Genomic DNA, 19071 nt, shown 5'->3' on the forward strand with positions numbered 1-19071 from the left:
AGCCTTGGGTCGAGGATGAGCCACAGGTCATTAACCATAATAATTTCAATGTGAGCAGGCGCATCGCTGTGCCTGGCGCTTGTTGATCGCGACCCGCTGGCAAGCGCCAAATAATTTCAGCAGCCTTAACAAATTCATTAAACTTTAAACGGTTGCAGAACACAACTGGAACAGATAGGGTTTGTTCTGGGTTTGTTTTTCGATTCTGGTTTCAGGTAACCTGGGGGCCGCCATGCTGACGCGCAAGCAACATGAACTGCTGATGTTCATCCATGAACGCCTGAAGGAGAGCGGCATTCCGCCATCCTTCGACGAGATGAAGGAGGCGCTTGACCTTGCCTCCAAATCCGGGATTCATCGGCTGATCACCGCACTTGAGGAGCGCGGCTTTATTCGCCGGTTGCCCAACCGGGCACGCGCGCTGGAAGTGCTGCGATTGCCGGACTCGATCGCGCCTGGCCTCAACGCGGCAAAGAAGTTTTCGCCAAGCGTCATCCAGGGCAGTCTCGGTCAGGGTGGTGCCCTTGGCCGGCAGATCAAGCCGGCGCCTTCGCGGATGCCCTCGCCCGGCAATGATGACGATGCGGTCTCCGCCGTGTCGATCCCGGTCATGGGCCGTATCGCCGCCGGTGTGCCGATCGATGCCATCCAGCATCAGACGCATTCGATCTCGGTGCCGCCGGACATGATCATGGGCGGCGCCCACTATGCGCTGGAGGTCAAGGGCGACTCGATGATCGAGGCCGGTATCTTCGACGGCGACACCGTCATCATCCGCAACGCCGATACCGCCCAGCCAGGCGAGATCATCGTGGCGCTGGTCGACGAAGAGGAAGCGACGCTGAAGCGGTTCCGCCGCAAGGGCGCCTCGATTGCCCTCGAAGCCGCCAATCCAGCCTACGAGACACGGATTTTCGGCCCGGACAGGGTCAAGGTGCAAGGCAAGCTCGTCGGCCTGATCCGCCGCTACTGAGCCGGCTGCGGGTTGGCCGCTGGCTTCTCCGGTTTCTTGAAGGGTGCCAGCCCCCTTGCCTCACGAGAGTATTTGCGTTGCGTGTGCCAGGGCCGATATGGGCTGTCCACCGCGAAGCTGATCGTCGCCGGCGTGGTCGCCGATTGGCGATCGAAGAAGACCGCGGCACTGCCTTTGCGAGCCAGTTGCCGCTTGGTGATGACGAGAACCAGCGGATTGTGACAGGCGTCATACGCGGTGGCGTCATTGATGACGATCAGCTCGGCGAAGCCGCAGGCTTTCCAGGTGTCCTTGCGGTCCTCGACATAGGCAATGATCGCACCGGACATGTGCCTGGCCACGCAAACGCCTGAGGAGCAATAGAACGGCGATCCCAGCGGCAGATCAACGGCATCCGCGACATCGAATTGCCCATAGCTGTTGTCGAACACCTCTGGCACGACGATGGTTTCTGATGTCAGGGCGCGTTTCCAGTTGTCGACGGTGAATTCGTTCGGCCGTTCCCGGCTGACGGCAAGCTCGCCGCCACCGATCGGCAACGCCACCAGCCGGGCGTCTTCCGAGATCAGCACATCCGGCGTGCGCGTATCCGAGACGGTCAGCAAGCCTGCCAGCGCGAATGGCAGGGCAGCGAGCCGCAGCCAAGTTGTCGCCATCGTCGCGATGACCAAAGCAATTGCCACCAACAGGACCGACTGTTGCGAAATCAGCCCGACCCCGTCGACAGGCGAACGCTCGGAGATCCAGCCGGATATGGCGATCATCATCGTCAGGCCCTTACCCATCAGGTAGAGAGCCGGCCAATCCAATCCGAAAGGCATCAGCAGCGCGCTGGCGACGGCCAGGAACATGACGACGGTGACGATCGGCATAACCGCGAGGTTGGCAAACAGGCTAAGCGGCGAGACACGCTGAAAATGCCAGATGGCAAACAGCGTCGTGGCGCTTCCGGCGATGATCGAGGTCATGGCAAGGCCGGTTGCCGCCAGCAGGAATTTTCGCGTCAGGAAACCTGGCATGGATCGCTTTGGTGGCGGCGGTCTAGCTTTTCCCGCGCGGTGATCGGCCCAGCCGGCATAGGCGCCGACCAGAGCCGCGGTCGCGGCGAACGACATCTGAAAACTCGGGCCGACCACCTCATGCGGCGACACCACGATGACGGCGATCGCCGAGATCGCCAGATTGCGCATGGTGAGTGCTGCTCGATCGAACAGCACGGCAATCAGCATCACCGCCAGCATGATGAAGCTGCGCTCGGCGGCAACGACGACTCCAGAGATGATGAGATAGGCCGCGATCGAGAACAGCGCGGCGGCAGCGGCATACTTCTTGACCGGGCGACGCGCGGAAAAGTCGGGAAACAAGGCGAAGGCGCCGCGCAGCAATCCCATGATGGTGCCCGCGACCAGCGCCATGTGCAGTCCCGAAATGGAGATGATGTGGTAGATGCCGGTACGTCGCATCGCCTCATTGATCTCATCGGGAATGCCGGCGCGCACGCCGACGATGAGCGCCGCGGCGATCTCGCCTTCGGCGCCGCCGACGCTGGCCCTGATATGGTCGGCGATACCTTCACGGGCATTTTCCACGCTAGAGGAAATTCGGGCCGGCAGCGGCATGTCGCCGTCATCGTTGACGACAAGCTTTGGATTGCCGAGAAAGAACCCGCTGCCGCCGATGCCGGCAAAGTAGCTGTCGAAGGAGAAGTCATAGCTGTCCGGCCGCACCGGCCCGGTCGGCGGCAAGAGCTTGGCATATCCGGTGATGAGGGAGCCGGCGGTCACGTCAGCCGGGATCTTGCGTGCCGAAAGCCGCACCCGTTCCGGCGCATAGCGCAGTTTCGGTCTTGCGGTCGATGTCACGTCGATGGTCAGCCGGATACGGCCGGTTTCCATCCGGTCGAGCGAGACGACGCGGCCGGTGACTTGCGTCGAAATTTCCGAGCCCAACATTTGTGTGCCCGCACGCCACGTCTCGACCTTGGCAGCAAGCAGTCCTAGGGCGCACAAAAGTGCCGCCATGAAACACAGATGGGTCTTTGGCCATGAGCGCGAGACCAGCGCACAGATCCCCGTCAGAATGACAACCGCGACAGGTCTCGCAAAGTCGGGTTCAGCCGTCAGCGAAAAATAGCCGATCGCTCCGATCGCCAGGCAGACCGGCACCAGCAGGAAGGCCACGCCCCGGTCGAGTTCCAGGCTCGCCGCCGTGTTCACGCTGTGGCGCAGGCGAGGCAGTGATGTCAGGCTGATTTGCCGGCGCACGCGAACGATCCTGCCGGTTTCGGCAACAGGAACAGAGGCGGCGACATCCGCTTGTAACGGCGCTTGGCCGGGATCCGGCAGGAGGGGCGACGGCAATGGCAGAGGCGCAAAGAGGGACCGTTCGCTGACGCCGATGGCAGCGTCCTCGCCCTGATCCGAGCCCCAGCCTCGTCCAGCCATCGGGTCTGCCCCTTGCGCCCTCGACACCCTATGCTACATGAACGCCGGGCGCGCGAAAGTCCGCGCAACCGCACCCGCTTCAGATGGTTTCCGAGAGTTCCATGTCCGACAAGGTCGTCACCCGTTTTGCCCCCTCGCCCACCGGCTATCTGCACATAGGCGGCGCGCGCACGGCGCTGTTCAACTGGCTGTATGCAAAGCACACTGGCGGCACGATGCTGCTGCGCATCGAAGACACCGACCGTGAACGCTCCAATGAAGCCGCGACGGCTGCCATCCTCGACGGGCTTTCCTGGCTTGGCCTGAGCTGGGACGGCGAGCCGGTGTCACAGTTCGAGCGTGCGCCGCGCCACCGCGAGGTGGCAGAGGAGCTCGTGCGCATGGGCATGGCCTATTATTGCTATGCCACGCCAGCCGAACTGGAGGCCATGCGCGAGGCTGCCAGAGCCAAGGGGCTGCCGCCCCGCTATGACGGCCGCTGGCGCGACCGCGACCCCTCTGAGGCGCCCGCAGGCGTCAAGGGCGCCATCCGCATCAAGGCGCCGACCGAAGGCGAGACCATCGTCCATGACCGTGTCCAGGGCGAGGTGCGCTTTCCCAACAAAGATCTCGATGACTTCATCATCCTGCGTTCTGACGGCAATCCCACTTACATGCATGCCGTCGTCGTCGATGATCATGATATGGGCGTCACCCATATCATTCGCGGCGACGATCATCTGACCAATGCCGCTCGCCAGACCGTGATCTACAACGCCATGGGCTGGGACGTGCCATCCATGTCGCATATCCCCCTGATCCACGGCGCCGATGGCGCCAAGCTGTCGAAGCGGCACGGCGCGCTTGGCGTCGAGGCCTATCGCGCCATGGGCTACCTGCCGGAGGCGCTGCTCAACTACCTGGCGCGCCTTGGCTGGAGCCATGGCGACGACGAGATCATGTCGATCAAGGATATGATCTCGTGGTTCGACATCGGCGATGTCAACAAGGGCGCGGCGCGCTTCGACTTCGCCAAGCTGGAGGCGATCAACGGCGCGCATATGCGCCGCATGAGCGATGCCGAACTGTTCGACATCTTCATCGCCACCCTGCCCTATCTCGAAGGTGGCCCGGCGATCGCCGCGCGCCTGAACGACAGCACCAAGGCGCAGTTGCTGGCAGCGCTTCCGGGCCTGAAGGAGCGCGCCAAGACACTGGTCGAGCTCGTCGATGGCGCGGCCTTCCTGTTCGCCACGCGCCCCCTGCCGATCGACGACAAGGCGGCCCTTGTGCTCAATGCCGATGCCCGCAAGATCCTGCGCGGCGCTCACGAAGCTTTGAACGGGCTTACGAGCGACTGGACCGCGGCTGCAGCGGAGGCCGCGATCCGCGAGGTTGCCATGGCCGGCGGCCACAAGCTCGGCGCCGTGGCCCAGCCTTTGCGCGCCGCATTGACCGGCAAGAGCACCTCGCCGGGCGTGTTCGATGTGCTTGCCGTGCTCGGCCGCGAGGAAAGCCTGGCGCGCATAGCAGACCAAATCGATTAGGAGCAAACTGGCCCAAGAAGATTGGCATTGAAAGGCGGGTTTCGCAGTGCAACATTAGGCCTTGGCCCAATCTGGCACGCACCTCCTGAAATGCGGTGGCGAATACGCGCATTGCGGTGATTTTCGACGTGTCGCTCTGCAGAATTTTGCCTTTGCCGGCATGAGGAAACAAGAAGGAGTTTGCAATGACCGAAGCTGCGAAAAAAATGGATTTGGGCGGCAAGACCCAGGAGGCCACGGCAACGCTTGCATTCGCCGGCAAGACCCATGAATTCAAGGTGCGAAGTGGTTCGGTCGGGCCTGATGTCATCGACATCGCCTCGCTCTACTCAACCACCGGCGCCTTCACTTACGATCCCGGCTTCACCTCGACGGCAAGTTGCGAATCCGAAATCACCTTCATCGACGGCGACGCCGGAATCCTGTTGCACCGCGGCTATCCGATCGACCAGTTGGCCGAACATGGCGACTTCCTCGAGGTCTGCTATCTCCTGCTCTACGGTGAATTGCCGACCAAGGCGCAGAAGGACGACTTTGACTACCGCGTGACGCGCCACACCATGGTGCATGAGCAGATGTCGCGCTTTTTCACCGGCTTCCGCCGCGACGCGCATCCGATGGCGGTGATGTGCGGCGTGGTCGGCGCGCTGTCGGCCTTCTACCACGACTCCACCGACATCTCCGACCCCTACCAGCGCATGGTTGCCTCCATGCGGCTGATCGCCAAGATGCCGACGATCGCGGCGATGGCCTACAAATACCACATCGGCCAGCCCTTCATTTACCCGAAGAACGAGCTCAACTTCGCCGCCAACTTCCTGCACATGTGCTTTGCCGTGCCGTGCGAGGAATACAAGATCAATCCGGTGCTGGCGCGCGCCATGGAGCGCATCTTCATTTTGCACGCCGACCACGAGCAGAACGCCTCGACCTCGACCGTTCGTCTCGCCGGCTCGTCGGGCGCCAACCCGTTTGCGTGCATCGCCGCCGGTATAGCCTGCCTGTGGGGACCGGCGCATGGCGGCGCCAATGAAGCGGCGCTCAACATGCTTGGCGAGATCGGCCATGTCGATCACATCCCCGAATTCATCGCCCGCGCCAAGGACAAGGACGACCCGTTCCGCTTGATGGGCTTTGGCCACCGCGTCTACAAGAACTACGATCCGCGCGCCAAGATCATGCAGAAGACGGCACATGAGGTTCTGGGCGAACTCGGCATCAAGGACGATCCGCTGCTCGACATCGCCATGGAGCTGGAAAAGATCGCGCTGACCGATTCCTATTTCATCGAGAAGAAGCTCTACCCGAATGTCGACTTCTATTCCGGCATCACGCTGAAGGCGCTGGGCTTCCCCACCACCATGTTCACCGTGCTGTTCGCGGTCGCCCGCACCGTCGGCTGGATCGCCCAGTGGAAAGAGATGATCGAGGATCCGCGCCAGAAGATCGGCCGCCCGCGTCAGCTCTATACCGGCGCACCCGAGCGTGACTACGTGCCGATCGCCAAGCGGTGAATTGGGAGTAGGGATTGGGGATTGGGCAGTAGGCAGTAGGCACGGTCAACTTCCCTACTCCCTACTGACTATTCCCTCTCTTGATATACCGCATCACCACCTGCGCGGCGATCTCGCCGGACGGTCTATCCGTCGCCATGCGCCGCGTGATCTCTGCAAATCCATTCTTCTGCCAGGCGCGCATGCCGCTGTCGGCGAACAGGGCTTCCAATTGCCGGGCCAGATTGTTCGGCTTGATGTAGCCGTCGTAGAATTCCGGAATAAGCGCTCGATCCGATATCAAATTGGGCAACAGCGCCGACCAGACGGAAACGAGGTACGGCGCCAAGACGCGCGCGATCGGGTCGAGCCTGTAGCAGGAAATCATCGGCACGCCGGCCAGCGCCAGTTCCAGCGATACCGTCCCGGACGCGATCAGCGCCGCATCGGCTTTGCCGAAAGCCTGCCATTTGCGCTGGGGATCGACGATGATCTCAGGCTTTTCATCCCAGCGGTTGACGGAGGATTTGACGAGGTCGGCGACATGCGGAACGGTCGGCAGCAGCAGCCGCAGGCGGTGGCCACGCGCACGCAGAATCGACACCGTCTCGCCGAACGGGTCGAGCAGCCGCCGTACCTCGCCACGCCGCGAACCGGGCAGGACGAGCAGGGTCTTGACGCGATCAGGAGAAAGGTCGCGCGGCAGCTCCTGCGCCTTGGCTGCGGCGAGCAAACCCGCATCGTGGGTCAGGCGATGCCCGACATAGGTGCCCGGTGGCCCGCCGAGCCGCTCGAGCTCCTTGACCTCGAAAGGCAGGATGCAGAGGATGTGGTCGACATAGGGCTTCATCGCCACCGCCCTGCCCGGCCGCCACGCCCACACGCTCGGGCAGACATAGTGGATGATTGGAATCGACGGGTTGGCCGCACGCACCTTTTTGGCGACGCGCAACGAAAAGTCCGGACTGTCGATGGTGACAAGGCAGTCCGGCTTTTCGTCGGCAACGGTCTTGGCCAGGTGGCTGATCCGCCGTATCAGGCGCGGCAGGTCGCGCAGGACGGCACTGAACCCCATGAGGGCGATCTCACCGGCATCGAATGGCGAGACCAGTCCCAGCGCCTGCAAATGACGGCCGCCGAGGCCGACGAGTTGCACCTCGCGCCCGGCCGCCTGCCTGAGCGAGCGTACTATGTCGGCGCCGAGCAGGTCGCCGGACTCCTCTCCGGCAACGATCGCGATCTTCAATACCTTGTCAGCCATTACGCGGCTCCGTGGCGACAGGCAGGCCAAGGACGAACAGGCCGAGTGCATTGGCGCGTGCGATGGTTTCAGGACCTTCGAGGATCAGCGAGCGTCCCGCCTCGACGGCAATGCCGGCGAGCCCGGCCGCGTGCGCTGCCTCGACCGTCTGCGGACCGATGGATGGAAGATCGGCGCGCAGTTCCTGACCAGGCTTGGCGCACTTGACGAGGACGCCCCGGGTCTTGCCCGCAATACGGCCGTGGCCGCGCAGCAGCTTCGCACGATCAAGCAGGCCGGCTGTTCCTTCGATGCCTTCCAGCGCGATTGCCCGGCCGCCAACGGCGATCGCCGCCTGGCCGACATCCAGCGCCCCGATGGCCTTTGCTGCCGCAAGGCCCGCCTCAATATCGCGCCAGTCCAATTTTCGCGGTTCGGTCTTGGTCAGCACGCCTTCGGCGGCGACAAGATTCGGCACTACTTCGTGGGCGCCAACGACCTTTATTCCACGCGCTTCGAGGCCCCGTGCCAAGATCTTTAGAAGACCATCATCGCCACGCGCGAGCGCCATGACGACCAAAGGAATCACCGCGAGCAGGCTGAGACTGGGGCGCAGCGCAAGCAATCGCGGCCGGCGCTTGATCTCGCCTGCAAGCACCAGATGGGTGATCCGGTGCCGCCGCAGCAATGGGACGAGCGAGCCTATACCTTCCAGAGCGAGGTTTTCGTGATCGTATCGGGAGAGTTCCGCGATGCGGTCGACTTCGCCTTCCATCAGGATGACGAAGGGCGGATAACCTTGTTCAGCCGAACCGGCCGCGACTTCGACCGGCAGACTGCCGCCGCCGGCAATGATGCCGACCCTGGAGCCCGGCGGAAGATCAAGACGCGCTGCCGCTGTCTCAGTCTTCGTCATCGACATCGTCGCCATCGCCGCCCTTGAGCGACGGCACAGCATAGTGCCGCTTGCCGCGACTGGTGATGAAATCGATGATCTTCATGGCGGTCGGCGACGACGCGAACTCCGCCTTGGCGAATTCGATGTTCTCGCCAACGGTGCGGGAACGATCGAAGATCATCCTGTAAGCCTTGCGCAGCACAAGGATTTCGGACCTCGGCAGACCGGAACGCTTGAGGCCGATGATGTTGAGACCGCGCAGGCTGGCGCGGTTGCCGACCGCGATGGCAAAGGGAATGACATCGCCGACGATCGCCGAGCAGCCGCCCAGAAAGGCGTTGTCGCCGATGCGAACAAACTGATGCACAGCGGTCAGGCCGCCGATATAGACATTGTTGCCGACCTCGCAGTGGCCGCCCAGCGTTGCGCCATTGGCGAACGTCGCATTGTTGCCGACGACGCAATCATGGGCGATATGTGCGTAGGCAAGGAAATTGCCATTGTCGCCGACCGTGGTCTCGCCGCGGCTGGAATCGGTGCCGAGATGCATGGTCACGCCTTCGCGGATCGTGCAGTTCTTGCCGATGACCAGGGTGGTGCGGCCGCCCTTGTGCTTGGTGTTTTGCGGCGGCGCGCCCAATGTCGCCATCGGATAGACCTTGGTCGAGGCGCCGATCGACGTCGCGCCCATCACCGAGACATGACTGACCAGTTCGACGTCGTCGCCGATCACCACATCGGCACCGACATGGCAGAACGGTCCGATGCGCACACCTTGGCCGATTTGAGCGCCTTCCTCCACAACGGAGGAAGCATGGATGGATGTTTTGATTTTCATAAGCACTCGATCGTCAGTCGCTGGTGACCATCATGGCTGAAATCTCGGCCTCGGCCGCCTTGGCGCCGTCGACCATAGCTTCACAAGCGAATTTGAGCAGATTGCCGCGTTTCTTGATTTTCTTGACATAGATCTTCAACTGGTCGCCGGGAACGACCGGTTTGCGGAATTTGGCGTTGTCGATGGTCAGGAAATAGACCAGCGACGGCTTTTCGGTGCCCAGGCTGCGGATACAGATGGCGCCGGCCGTCTGCGCCATCGCCTCGACGATGAGCACACCCGGCATGACCGGCTGCTCAGGGAAATGGCCCTGAAAATGCGGCTCGTTTATGGTCACGTTCTTGATGCCGATGGCGGATTCGTCGCCATCGATGTCGACGATACGATCGATCATCAGGAACGGATAGCGGTGCGGCAGGAGCTTCATCAGCCCCATGATGTCGACCGCTTCCAGCGTCGTCGACGCGATCATGTCAGCCATTGCCTCCCTCGCCCTGTTTGCGGGTCCTGGCGAGCTTGCGCAGCATGGCTATCTCCCGCATGGCTTCCGCCATCGGCTGTGCCGGATAGCCGCCCCAGATCTCGCCTGCAGGGACATTGCTCATAAATCCACTTCTGGCGGCAAGCTTGGCCCCTGTCCCTATGGTCAGGTGATCCGCAAGCCCGACGCCGCCGCCCATGGTGACATTGTCACCCACGATCACAGAACCCGAAATACCCGAAAGCCCGGCTATTATGCAATTGCGGCCGATGCGGACGTTATGGGCGATCTGCACGAGATTGTCGATCTTGGTGCCCTGGCCGATGACCGTATCGGACATGGCGCCGCGATCGACGGTGGTGTTGGAGCCGATCTCGACGTCGTCCTGGATAACGACACGACCGATCTGCGGCACGCGCTCGGGCCCCTTGGCCCCGCCGACGAACCCAAAACCATCTTGGCCTATCCTGGCACCGCCATGAATGATGACGCGATTGCCGATCAAGGCATACTGGACGCTCGCGCCTGGACCGACATAGCCGTCGCGGCCGATCTGGCAGGATTGTCCGATGACCGCATTTGGGGCGATGACGGTACCGCTGCCGATCGAAGCGCCTGGCCCGATGACCGCGCCGGCCTCGATGACGGCACCGGCTTCGACATGCGCGGTCGCATCGACATGAGCGTGCGGCGAGACGCCGGTTTCACTGGTCATCGGCCCTGGTGTCGCCGCCCTCGGAAACAGCAGACGCCCGACAAACGCGAAGGCCTGTTGCGGACGCGGATGAACCAGAACGGCAACGCCGGCCGGCGCCTTGCCGGCAAATTCCGCCGGGCACAGGACCGCGGCTGCCCGCAGCGACGGCATCAGCGCGGAATTGCGCTTGCCGTCGACAAAGACGAGCGCATTCTCGCCGCCCTCGCTGGCTGGCGCGAGTGCTTCGATCGAAATATCTGAGTGGCCGGAATCGACGAGCACCGAGCCGGTCAGATTCGCGACTTCGCCCGCCGTATACCGGCGTGATGGCGCGAAGAACACCGGATCGGTCATTCCAGAAGCTATATCCAGCTAGGTCGGAACATTTCTCCCGGACCCTGAAGACCCGGGAGCATCGTTGGCCGCCGATCAGAAGCGGGTCGATATGCCGAAGTTGAATTCCTGCACGTCGTCGCGCGCTTCCTTCTTGACCGGGATCGCATAGTCGATACGGATCGGACCGAACGGCGACGCCCACATCAGGCCGAGGCCGACCGAGGCACGCAACTTCATGCCGACCGAGTCCTGGGTGACGCCAGCGGTGTCGACCTTGCTTCCATAGAGCGTTGCCGCATCCGCGAAGACAGCGCCACGCAAGCCGAAGCTTTCCGGTACGACCGGCAACGGAAACTGAGCTTCTGCGGACGCATTGAAATAGGTCGTGCCGCCGAGATGGTCGCCCGTAGCAATATCGACAGGACCGATGCCGCCATAGGCAAAGCCACGGATCATGCGATCGGTGCTCTGGAATTGATCGAAGATCCGCAGACCATCGCTGCCGTATCCTTCAACATGGCCAGCGCCACCTGAAATGAGCCCGACTAGGTCGTACTGCTCCGACAACGTCTGGTAGATGCTGCCGCGCCCCGTGACCTTCACGAACTTGGCATCACCGCCGAGGCCTGCGACTTCTACCGTCGTGGTGGCGTAGATACCCTCGTGCGGGCTCTTCATATCGTCGATGGTGTTGTAGACCAGCCCGAGGCTGACCGACGACTTGATCCAAGGGCTTTGTTCGATGCCATCCAGGATAGCCGTGGAAACGTCACACTTCGCCGGATCGTAAACGCCGCCGGTCACGCAATCGTCTTCCAGCTTATACTTTTCTTGCGAGATGTTGTACGCCAACTGGGTCGAGATGCTGTCGGTGATCGGCAGACCGAAGCGCACCGTCGCGCCCACAGTGTCGCTTTCGTAGTTGTCGTATTCCCTGGTCTGCTTGAAGATGTCGAAACCGGCAGCGATGCGCCGTCCGAGGAAATAAGGCTCGGTGAAGGACAGGCTGTAGTCGCGTGAATTCTTGCCGCCGCCCGCCGACAGCTTGATGAACTGGCCACGACCGAGGAAGTTGCGCTCGGTCACCGAGCCTTCGACCGACGGACCGGCCGTGTCGCCACCGGTCGAATAACCAGCGCCTACCGAGAACTCGCCGGTCGATTTCTCGACCACATCGACCACCAGAACGACCTGGTCAGGCTGCGAGCCCGGCACGGTCGAGATGTCGACTTTCTCAAAGTAATTCAAGTTTTCCAAACGCTTCTTCGCGCGCTGGATGAGCACCTGGTTGAAGGCATCGCCTTCGCTGACGTCGAACTCACGGCGAATGACATAGTCACGCGTGCGATCGTTGCCGCGGATCTCGATGCGTTCGATATAGGCCTTGGTGCCCTGGTCGATCGTATAGACAACCGAAATGGTGTGGTTCTCGAAATTGCGGTCGCCGCGCGGCGTGACCTGCGCGAAGGCATAGCCGGAACCGGCCACCTTCTCGGTCAGCGCGATGATGGAATCCTCTACGTTCTTGGCGTTGTAGACGTCACCCTTGTGGGTCTCGATCACCGATTCCAGCGACTTGCCGTCGACTTCAGGGATCGAGCTCTCGACGCTGACGTCACCGAACGTGTAGCGGTCGCCTTCCTGGACGGTGATGGTGACCGTGTACTTGTTCGTCGCACTGTCGAGTTCACCGACAGCGGACACGACCTGGAAGTCGGCATACCCATGATTGTAGTAAAAGCGACGCAGCAGCTCCTGGTCGGCGCGCAGCTTGTCGTCGTCATAGACGTCGTCGCGCAGGATGAAGGAAACCCAGGACGAACGCTTGGTGTTGATGATATCCGACAGGCGGCGGCTGGAATAGGCGCTATTGCCGACGAAATTGATCGCCGCGATCTGCGTGCGATCGCCTTCAGCGATGTTGAAGACAACATTTACGCGATTGTCGCCAAGCTGCATGACCTGCGTGGTCACGGTCACATCGTCGCGACCAATGCGCCTGTATGCAGCCTTGACCGATTCCACGTCGGCATCGAGCGTCGCCTGCGAGAACGTTCCGCGCGGCTTCAGCTGCACGGCCGCCGCAAGCGCATTGTCCTTGAGCTTCTTGTTGTTCTGGAACAGCACCTGGTTGACAACCTGGTACTCGGCAACCTTGACCACCAGCGTCGAGCCGACCTGGTTGATCTGCACGTCCGAAAACAGGCCTGTGCCGAAGAGCGCCTTGACCGCACCGTCGATATCGGAACTGGAGAAAGCCTTGCCCGGCTTGATGGTGATGTAATTGCGGATGGTCTCAGCGTCGATACGCTGATTGCCGCTCACTTCGACTCTGCTGACGACAGCGGCTTCAGCCGCCGATGTGGCAACGAACTGCACTGCGAGCGCGCCTGGCACGACCATGGCCGCGGACAGGGTCACCGCGGACGCGGCGCTTAGAAACTTGGATGCTGCCTTCATCGGGCTTAATAACCTTTTCTCGTAGTCCCCACGGCGAGAAAACCGGACGTGCGGTAATTTCCCCTACCGTATTAACCGGATTTTCCCTACACGCAAGGCTTCTGGTTAATTTGTATTTACTTAACCCTGCGGCGTGGCTTTCGCGTCACTCATATCCCCTTGCATGGTAAACGGCGTCTCAACATCGTCCATGCAGAAGCCAAATTTCTTCATGATTTCAGCACCCAAACAGATCGTTCCAAAAAACGAACCCCATGAAGCACAGCACCAGAAGCAACCCGGCCCGATAGGCCATTTCCATCATCCGTTCCGACACCGGACGGCGAATGACAGCCTCCACCCCGTAGAACAAGAGGTGACCGCCGTCGAGGGGGGGAATCGGCAAAAGGTTCAGAATTCCGATGCCAACGGATAGCAGTGCAACCAGCTGCACGAGCCATTCGAATCCCAGTTTCGCAGCCCTGCCCGCCATGTCGGCTATCTTCACCGGACCGCCCAGCTGACATTTGTCTTCGCGCCCGACAACAAAGCGCTGCAGGAACTGGCCGGTGCGCTGGATGACGTGACCGGTTTCCTCGACCGCCGCCGCGACCGCTCCGACCGGCGTGTAGGTGATGAGCCTCGGCTGGCCGAGTTCCTTGTTATTGACGACACCGATCACGGCGACCTTGACCTTGTTGCCGAGCGCGTCTTCCTGTTCCATCAGCCGCGGCGCCGCGGTCACAGTGACCTCCTGGCCGTCGCGCAGCATGACGAAGGTGATTGCGTCGTCGGCACGGCCCGAGACCAGGCGTTGAACGTCGCCAAAGGTTTCGACCTTGTTGCCGTCGACGCTGACGAATCGGTCGCCGGGAAGAATGCCGGCCTTCGCCGCCGGGCTGTCGGCGGTCACCTCGGCCACCATGGGCTCGGCGACATAGCGGCCATAGGCGGTGAACAGCACGGAAAAGACGACGATCGTCAGCAGGAAATTGAACAACGGTCCGGCCACCACCGTTGCCGCGCGCTTCCAGATCGGCTGCGTGTGGAAGGCGACCTTGCGCTCTTCCTCGGTCAGCGTTTCAATTTCTTCCGACGTGGGCTGGCTCGATGTGGCGTTCATGTCGCCGACGAATTTGACATAGCCGCCAAGCGGTATCGCACACAGTTTCCAGCGCGTGCCGTGGCTGTCGTTGAAGCCGAAAAGTTCCGGGCCGAAGCCGATCGAGAAGGCCCTGACACCGATGCCGCACCAGCGCCCGACAAGGTAATGGCCCATTTCATGGACGAACACGACCACTGTCAGCACGAAGAGGAATGGCACCAGCGTGCCCAGGACAAAGCCTTCTGTGCTGAAAAGCGCGTGAAGAATCTCGTTCAAGACAAACCCTCAAATTCTTCCACGGCGCAGACTGCGCCGTGACTGTGACACCAATCCGGGCGAATCCAAGGCGCACCGCGCATAGGACCCTGAAATGACATCGCTCAAACGGGAAACAGACCCTGCGCCGGATGATCGGCGTTCGCCGAAATCCAGCCGATGACGTATAGGGCGAATGCCGCTGCGACAAGCCCGTCGACACGATCCATGACGCCGCCATGGCCCGGGATGAGCGCCCCCGAATCCTTGCGGCCATGGCGGCGCTTGATCCAGGATTCGAACAGGTCGCCTGCCTGCGAGACAATCGACAGCACGAGCGCGACCAAGCCGAGCAATACCAGATTGCCGACACCGGCAGCTGCGGCGAGGACCAGCCCGGCGACGACGCCGCCGACAGCGCCGCCGAGTGCGCCGCTGCGCGTCTTGCCGGGCGAGATCGCCGGCGCCAGTTTCGGCCCCCCAACGGCGCGCCCCACGAAATAGGCAAGGATATCGGTGGCCCAGACGACCGCGAACAGGAACAGGATGGCAATGAGGCCTGAACGATCGCCATCCCGCAGCAAGGCGAGCGACAGGCCTGAAACCGCGGCATAGGCAAGGCCGCTCGCATCCCATTGTCCGGTCTTGCGAACCGAGGCGGCTATCGCCGTTGCGGCAACAATGGCCGCCACAAGCGGTAGCAGCCAGGAGGCGGCCAGGCCGCCAATCAAGGCGCCAATGAAGACAACCAGCAGTGCTTCCGGCAGGAAACCCAGACCCGTTGCCCCGGTTGGCCGCGACATGCGGGTCCATTCATAGAAGATCGCCGCTACGATCACGGCACACAGCAGCCGGAACGGCAAACCGCCGATCCAGGTCAAGCCGAGAGTGATGATGGCGAGCACGATCGCCGAAACGATACGGAGTTGAAGATTGCTCATCCCGCGGCCGGTCGCGAAGCGACGTCCTGGCCTCCAAGTCCGCCGAAACGGCGTTCGCGGCCAGCAAACTCACGCAAAGCTTCCGCAAGGTGCTCGCGGCTGAAGTCGGGCCAATAGCAAGGCAGGAAGACGAGTTCGCTATAGGCGGCTTGCCACAGAAGGAAGTTTGACAACCGAAGCTCGCCGCTGGTGCGGATGACGAGTTCCGGGTCGGGAATGCCTTGCGTATCAAGCGCGCCGGCAAAACTTTCGGCTGATATCGCCTCGGCGTCGAGTTCGCCACGCGCCACGGCCGCCGCAAGCTTTTGTGCCGTGCGAACGATTTCGTCTCGTCCGCCATAGTTGAAGGCGATCACCAGCGTCAGCGATTCGTTTGCGGCCGTCAGCGTTTCGGCCTCATCGAGCAGTCCCCTGATATCAGACTGCAGCCCTGCCCGGTCGCCGATGATTCTAACCCGCACACCGCTCTGGTGCAGTTCAGCAAGGTCACGGCGGATGAACATTTTCAAGAGGCCCATCAGGTCGCTGACCTCGGACTTCGGCCGCGACCAATTCTCCGACGAGAAAGCATAGACGGTCAGGTAGGAAATGCCGAGCCCAGGTGCCGCGCGCACCGTCTTGCGCAGCGCCTCGACACCGGCACGGTGGCCCGCAAGACGGGGCATGCCGCGCGCCTTGGCCCAGCGTCCGTTTCCGTCCATGATGATCGCGACATGCGCGGGCGTTGCCATGTTCTTGCTTTCGGGTCAGCCGGCGGCCATGACCCTAAACCTGCATGATTTCAGCTTCCTTATCGGAAAGCAGGTGGTCGATGTTGCTGATCGTCTCGTCGGTAAGTTTCTGGACCTGGTCCGAGCGCTTGCGCTGATCGTCTTCGCTGATGTCGCCGTCCTTCTCCGCCTTCTTCAGGAAGTCCATGCCGTCGCGGCGCACATGGCGCGCGGCGACACGGGCGTTCTCGGCGTAGGTGTGCGAGATCTTGACCAGTTCCTTGCGGCGCTGTTCGTTAAGTTCGGGAAGTGGAATCCTGAGGTTGGTGCCGTCTACGATCGGGTTGAACCCCAAATTGGATTCGCGGATCGCGCGGTCGACCGCGCCAACCATCGACTTGTCCCATACCGATACCGAGATCATGCGCGGCTCCGGCACCGAGACGTTGGCGACCTGATTGATCGGCATGGTGGTGCCGTAGGCCTGCACCTGGATCGCATCGAGCAGATTGCTGGAGGCGCGACCGGTCCGCAGCGAGGCCAGATCATGCTTGAACGCGGCAATGGCCCCATCCATGCGCCGCTTGAGATCGTCGTACTCACCACTCATCTTTATCTCCTCGACCGTCTAATGCGGGCTCACTGCTTCGGGGCCGTCTTCGAATCGAACTTCCGAAAACCGGCTTCCCTTTTCGGGTCAGGCCGCCGATCAATCGTCCGCGACGACCGTGCAGCGGCCGCCGCCCCTCAGAATATCGCCGAAACCACCTTTTTCGTGGATCGAATAGACGATTATCGGAATGTTGTTTTCGCGCGCAAGTGCAATCGCAGCGGTATCCATGATGGAAAGGCCGCGATTTATGACTTCGCCATGGCTGATGCGCTCGAAACGCGTCGCATTCGGGTCCTTCTTCGGGTCCGCCGAGTAGACGCCGTCGACCTGAGTGCCCTTGAACAGCGCGTCGGCGCCGATTTCAGCGGCGCGAAGGGCTGCGGCCGAATCAGTGGTGAAGAATGGATTGCCGGTGCCGCCGGCAAAGATCACCACCTTGCCCTGGTTCATGTAGGCGGTCGCCTGGCGCTGCGAAAAGCTCTCGCAAAGTTCGGGCATGGCGATCGCCGAAAGCACCACGGCGTCGACGCCGATCTTGTTCAACGACGTGCGCAGCGCCAGCGAGTTGATCACCGTGGCAAGCATGCCCATGTGGTCGCCGGTGACACGGTCGCCGCCCTTGGAGGCAACGGCCACGCCGCGAAAGATGTTGCCGCCGCCGATGACGACGCCGACCTCGATGCCCAATGCACGCGCCTCGGCGATGTCGCCGGCGATGCGATCCACTACTGAAACGTCGATGCCGAAATGCTGCTCGCCCATCAGTGCTTCGCCCGACGCTTTCAGCAAGACACGTCGGTAGAGGGGCTTCACCGTCATCTGGGCCTCTTCATTTGCATGTGGCGCGTTCCGGGTGGCTGCTCTGGCGCTGGCGCGCAATCCTAAACAATGGCGTTCGTAAACAGTATGGGGGCGGCGATGTCACGGGGCGCCCAAACGGCAAATTGCCGGTTTCCTGCCCATTGATCAATTGGTGGACACGCTGGCCGACTCTCCTTCGATAAGCACCGGTGACACGTAGTTGGGGGGCTTGTCGCCGGTTGTCGCGCCGCCGGTAACGCGCGCCTGTATCTGCGAACCGAAATAGGAATAGGGAAACGGCGCTGGAGTTCTGCTGGCTCTCTCCAGCCGGTCGCGATGCGCTTTCGGAATCTCGAAATCCAGCGCGCCAAGATTGTCACGCATTTGGCTGAGCGTCGTCGCACCGAGGATGACGGTTGCGATCCCCGGCTGCGTCGCCACCCAGTTGAGCGCGACCTGAGGCATGCTGCGGCCGACCTCGGATGCGACCTTCTCGAGTTCGGCCACGATAGCCCAGTTGCGTTGCGTGAACTTTTGGAAACCCGGATGCGTCGAGTTGCGAAATCCGTCGAGGCGGCCGTTTCCGGTCTGGGCCGGTCGATACTTGCCGCTCAGCAAACCGCCGGCCAGCGGGCTCCACACCATGATGCCGGCGCCATGGCGCGTGCCGAATGGCACGAACTCGCTCTCGATCGCGCGTTCGGCCAGCGAATATTCGAGCTGTAGCGCCGAAACCGGCTCATATCCTCGCAATTCGGCGATCGCCTGTGCGCGGCCCGCATACCAGGCGGGCACATCGGAAAGGCCGACATGGCGCACCTTGCCCATCCGGACCAGGTCGTCCAGCGTGCGCATGACCTCTTCAGCCGGGGTCAGCCTGTCCCAGACATGCATGAGATAGAGATCGATATAGTCGGTCCCCAACCGTTTCAGCGAAGCATCGACGGCCCGCATGATGTTCTTGCGGCCGTTGCCGCCAGCATTCGGATTGCCGGGCTGCATGTTCATGGTGAACTTGCTGGCTATCACCGCCGTGTCGCGCAGCCCGCGCTCGGCGATGAATTCACCAAGCCAGGCTTCGGCCGTGCCATCTGTGTAGAGATCCGCCGTGTCGAACACATTGCCGCCCGCCTCGACATAGGCGTCGAAAATCGCCCGCGCCGTATCCCTGTCGGCTCCCCAGCCCCATTCCTTGCCGAAAGTCATCGTGCCCAGTGCCAGTCGGCTGACCCTAAGGCCGCTGTTGCCAAGAGTGTAGTAGGTCATGGTCATGATCGTCTT

At 61.9% G+C, this 19071-nt stretch carries 16 protein-coding genes; 3 read left to right on the plus strand and 13 right to left on the minus strand.

Annotation, left to right across the window (positions count from 1 at the left end):
* Positions 1–232 precede the first annotated feature (232 nt).
* Positions 233–973 (plus strand): transcriptional repressor LexA, encoded by a 741-nt coding sequence (lexA, locus tag NKJ11_RS20200; RefSeq protein WP_128303628.1) that lies wholly within the window; start codon positions 233–235, stop codon positions 971–973.
* Here the strand turns inward: lexA and NKJ11_RS20205 are convergent.
* Positions 967–3417 carry a ComEC/Rec2 family competence protein gene (locus NKJ11_RS20205; protein ID WP_352794135.1) on the minus strand — a complete coding sequence of 817 codons (2451 nt, stop codon included), beginning with the start codon at positions 3415–3417 and terminating at the stop codon, positions 967–969. The two genes, lexA and NKJ11_RS20205, sit on opposite strands and share 7 nt — an antisense overlap.
* 101 nt (positions 3418–3518) lie before the next feature.
* Here NKJ11_RS20205 and gltX point away from each other — a divergent pair, with 101 nt between their 5' ends.
* Together gltX and gltA are read left to right on the plus strand one after the other, a co-directional pair.
* The gene (gene gltX / locus NKJ11_RS20210) at positions 3519–4943 is read left to right on the plus strand and encodes a glutamate--tRNA ligase (RefSeq protein WP_352794137.1); all 1425 of its coding nucleotides are present in this window, start codon (positions 3519–3521) and stop codon (positions 4941–4943) included.
* Positions 4944–5128: 185 nt separating this feature from the next.
* Positions 5129–6457 (plus strand): citrate synthase, encoded by a 1329-nt coding sequence (gene gltA / locus NKJ11_RS20215; RefSeq protein WP_027036654.1) that lies wholly within the window; start codon positions 5129–5131, stop codon positions 6455–6457.
* 61 nt (positions 6458–6518) lie between these two features.
* On the opposite strand, the gene lpxB is transcribed toward gltA, so the two are convergent.
* The 12 genes from lpxB to NKJ11_RS20275 all read right to left on the minus strand — a co-directional run bounded on the left by lpxB (position 6519) and on the right by NKJ11_RS20275 (position 19062).
* Positions 6519–7697 (minus strand): lipid-A-disaccharide synthase, encoded by a 1179-nt coding sequence (gene lpxB, locus NKJ11_RS20220; RefSeq protein WP_352794139.1) that lies wholly within the window; start codon positions 7695–7697, stop codon positions 6519–6521.
* A complete protein-coding gene (locus tag NKJ11_RS20225) occupies positions 7690–8607 on the minus strand; it encodes an LpxI family protein (RefSeq protein WP_023812924.1) in 918 nt (305 codons plus the stop codon). Before NKJ11_RS20225 ends, lpxB begins: the two co-directional genes overlap by 8 nt.
* A complete protein-coding gene (gene lpxA, locus NKJ11_RS20230) occupies positions 8579–9412 on the minus strand; it encodes an acyl-ACP--UDP-N-acetylglucosamine O-acyltransferase (protein ID WP_023812925.1) in 834 nt (277 codons plus the stop codon). The genes NKJ11_RS20225 and lpxA overlap by 29 nt, the downstream gene beginning before the upstream one ends.
* A 13-nt stretch (positions 9413–9425) precedes the next feature.
* Positions 9426–9893, minus strand: coding sequence for a 3-hydroxyacyl-ACP dehydratase FabZ (gene fabZ / locus NKJ11_RS20235; RefSeq protein ID WP_013531753.1), 468 nt, complete (start codon positions 9891–9893; stop codon positions 9426–9428).
* Positions 9886–10944 (minus strand): UDP-3-O-(3-hydroxymyristoyl)glucosamine N-acyltransferase, encoded by a 1059-nt coding sequence (gene lpxD, locus NKJ11_RS20240; protein ID WP_352442396.1) that lies wholly within the window; start codon positions 10942–10944, stop codon positions 9886–9888. The genes fabZ and lpxD overlap by 8 nt, the downstream gene beginning before the upstream one ends.
* Positions 10945–11019: 75 nt before the next feature.
* A complete protein-coding gene (bamA, locus tag NKJ11_RS20245; RefSeq protein ID WP_352442395.1) occupies positions 11020–13386 on the minus strand; it encodes an outer membrane protein assembly factor BamA in 2367 nt (788 codons plus the stop codon).
* A 217-nt stretch (positions 13387–13603) separates the two neighbouring features.
* Positions 13604–14746 carry an RIP metalloprotease RseP gene (gene rseP, locus NKJ11_RS20250; protein WP_023812928.1) on the minus strand — a complete coding sequence of 381 codons (1143 nt, stop codon included), beginning with the start codon at positions 14744–14746 and terminating at the stop codon, positions 13604–13606.
* 104 nt (positions 14747–14850) lie between these two features.
* Complete coding sequence (locus NKJ11_RS20255; RefSeq protein ID WP_352794141.1) at positions 14851–15666, minus strand: phosphatidate cytidylyltransferase; 816 nt, start codon at positions 15664–15666, stop codon at positions 14851–14853.
* Complete coding sequence (locus NKJ11_RS20260; protein WP_023812930.1) at positions 15663–16397, minus strand: isoprenyl transferase; 735 nt, start codon at positions 16395–16397, stop codon at positions 15663–15665. The genes NKJ11_RS20255 and NKJ11_RS20260 overlap by 4 nt, the downstream gene beginning before the upstream one ends.
* Positions 16398–16431: 34 nt before the next feature.
* Positions 16432–16986: a ribosome recycling factor gene (frr, locus tag NKJ11_RS20265; RefSeq protein WP_023812931.1), complete on the minus strand. Its 555-nt coding sequence runs from the start codon at positions 16984–16986 to the stop codon at positions 16432–16434.
* A 99-nt stretch (positions 16987–17085) separates the two neighbouring features.
* On the minus strand, positions 17086–17808 hold the full coding sequence (gene pyrH / locus NKJ11_RS20270) for a UMP kinase (protein ID WP_013531760.1): 723 nt from the start codon (positions 17806–17808) through the stop codon (positions 17086–17088).
* Between the two features lie 147 nt (positions 17809–17955).
* Positions 17956–19062 (minus strand): aldo/keto reductase, encoded by a 1107-nt coding sequence (locus NKJ11_RS20275; protein ID WP_352794143.1) that lies wholly within the window; start codon positions 19060–19062, stop codon positions 17956–17958.
* Positions 19063–19071 lie beyond the last annotated feature (9 nt).

The organism is Mesorhizobium sp. M0243 (assembly GCF_040321775.1).
Lineage (GTDB): Bacteria > Pseudomonadota > Alphaproteobacteria > Rhizobiales > Rhizobiaceae > Mesorhizobium.

Bases quoted from the DNA above. Each gene is read 5' to 3' on its own strand.
- lexA (WP_128303628.1), top strand. From the start codon at position 233: ATGCTGACGCGCAAGCAACATGAACTGCTGATGTTCATCCATGAACGC.
- NKJ11_RS20205 (WP_352794135.1), bottom strand. From the start codon at position 3,417: ATGGCTGGACGAGGCTGGGGCTCGGATCAGGGCGAGGACGCTGCCATC.
- gltX (WP_352794137.1), top strand. From the start codon at position 3,519: ATGTCCGACAAGGTCGTCACCCGTTTTGCCCCCTCGCCCACCGGCTAT.
- gltA (WP_027036654.1), top strand. From the start codon at position 5,129: ATGACCGAAGCTGCGAAAAAAATGGATTTGGGCGGCAAGACCCAGGAG.
- lpxB (WP_352794139.1), bottom strand. From the start codon at position 7,697: ATGGCTGACAAGGTATTGAAGATCGCGATCGTTGCCGGAGAGGAGTCC.
- NKJ11_RS20225 (WP_023812924.1), bottom strand. From the start codon at position 8,607: ATGGCGACGATGTCGATGACGAAGACTGAGACAGCGGCAGCGCGTCTT.
- lpxA (WP_023812925.1), bottom strand. From the start codon at position 9,412: ATGAAAATCAAAACATCCATCCATGCTTCCTCCGTTGTGGAGGAAGGC.
- fabZ (WP_013531753.1), bottom strand. From the start codon at position 9,893: ATGGCTGACATGATCGCGTCGACGACGCTGGAAGCGGTCGACATCATG.
- lpxD (WP_352442396.1), bottom strand. From the start codon at position 10,944: ATGACCGATCCGGTGTTCTTCGCGCCATCACGCCGGTATACGGCGGGC.
- bamA (WP_352442395.1), bottom strand. From the start codon at position 13,386: ATGAAGGCAGCATCCAAGTTTCTAAGCGCCGCGTCCGCGGTGACCCTG.
- NKJ11_RS20255 (WP_352794141.1), bottom strand. From the start codon at position 15,666: ATGAGCAATCTTCAACTCCGTATCGTTTCGGCGATCGTGCTCGCCATC.
- NKJ11_RS20260 (WP_023812930.1), bottom strand. From the start codon at position 16,397: ATGGCAACGCCCGCGCATGTCGCGATCATCATGGACGGAAACGGACGC.
- frr (WP_023812931.1), bottom strand. From the start codon at position 16,986: ATGAGTGGTGAGTACGACGATCTCAAGCGGCGCATGGATGGGGCCATT.
- pyrH (WP_013531760.1), bottom strand. From the start codon at position 17,808: ATGACGGTGAAGCCCCTCTACCGACGTGTCTTGCTGAAAGCGTCGGGC.
- NKJ11_RS20275 (WP_352794143.1), bottom strand. From the start codon at position 19,062: ATGACCATGACCTACTACACTCTTGGCAACAGCGGCCTTAGGGTCAGC.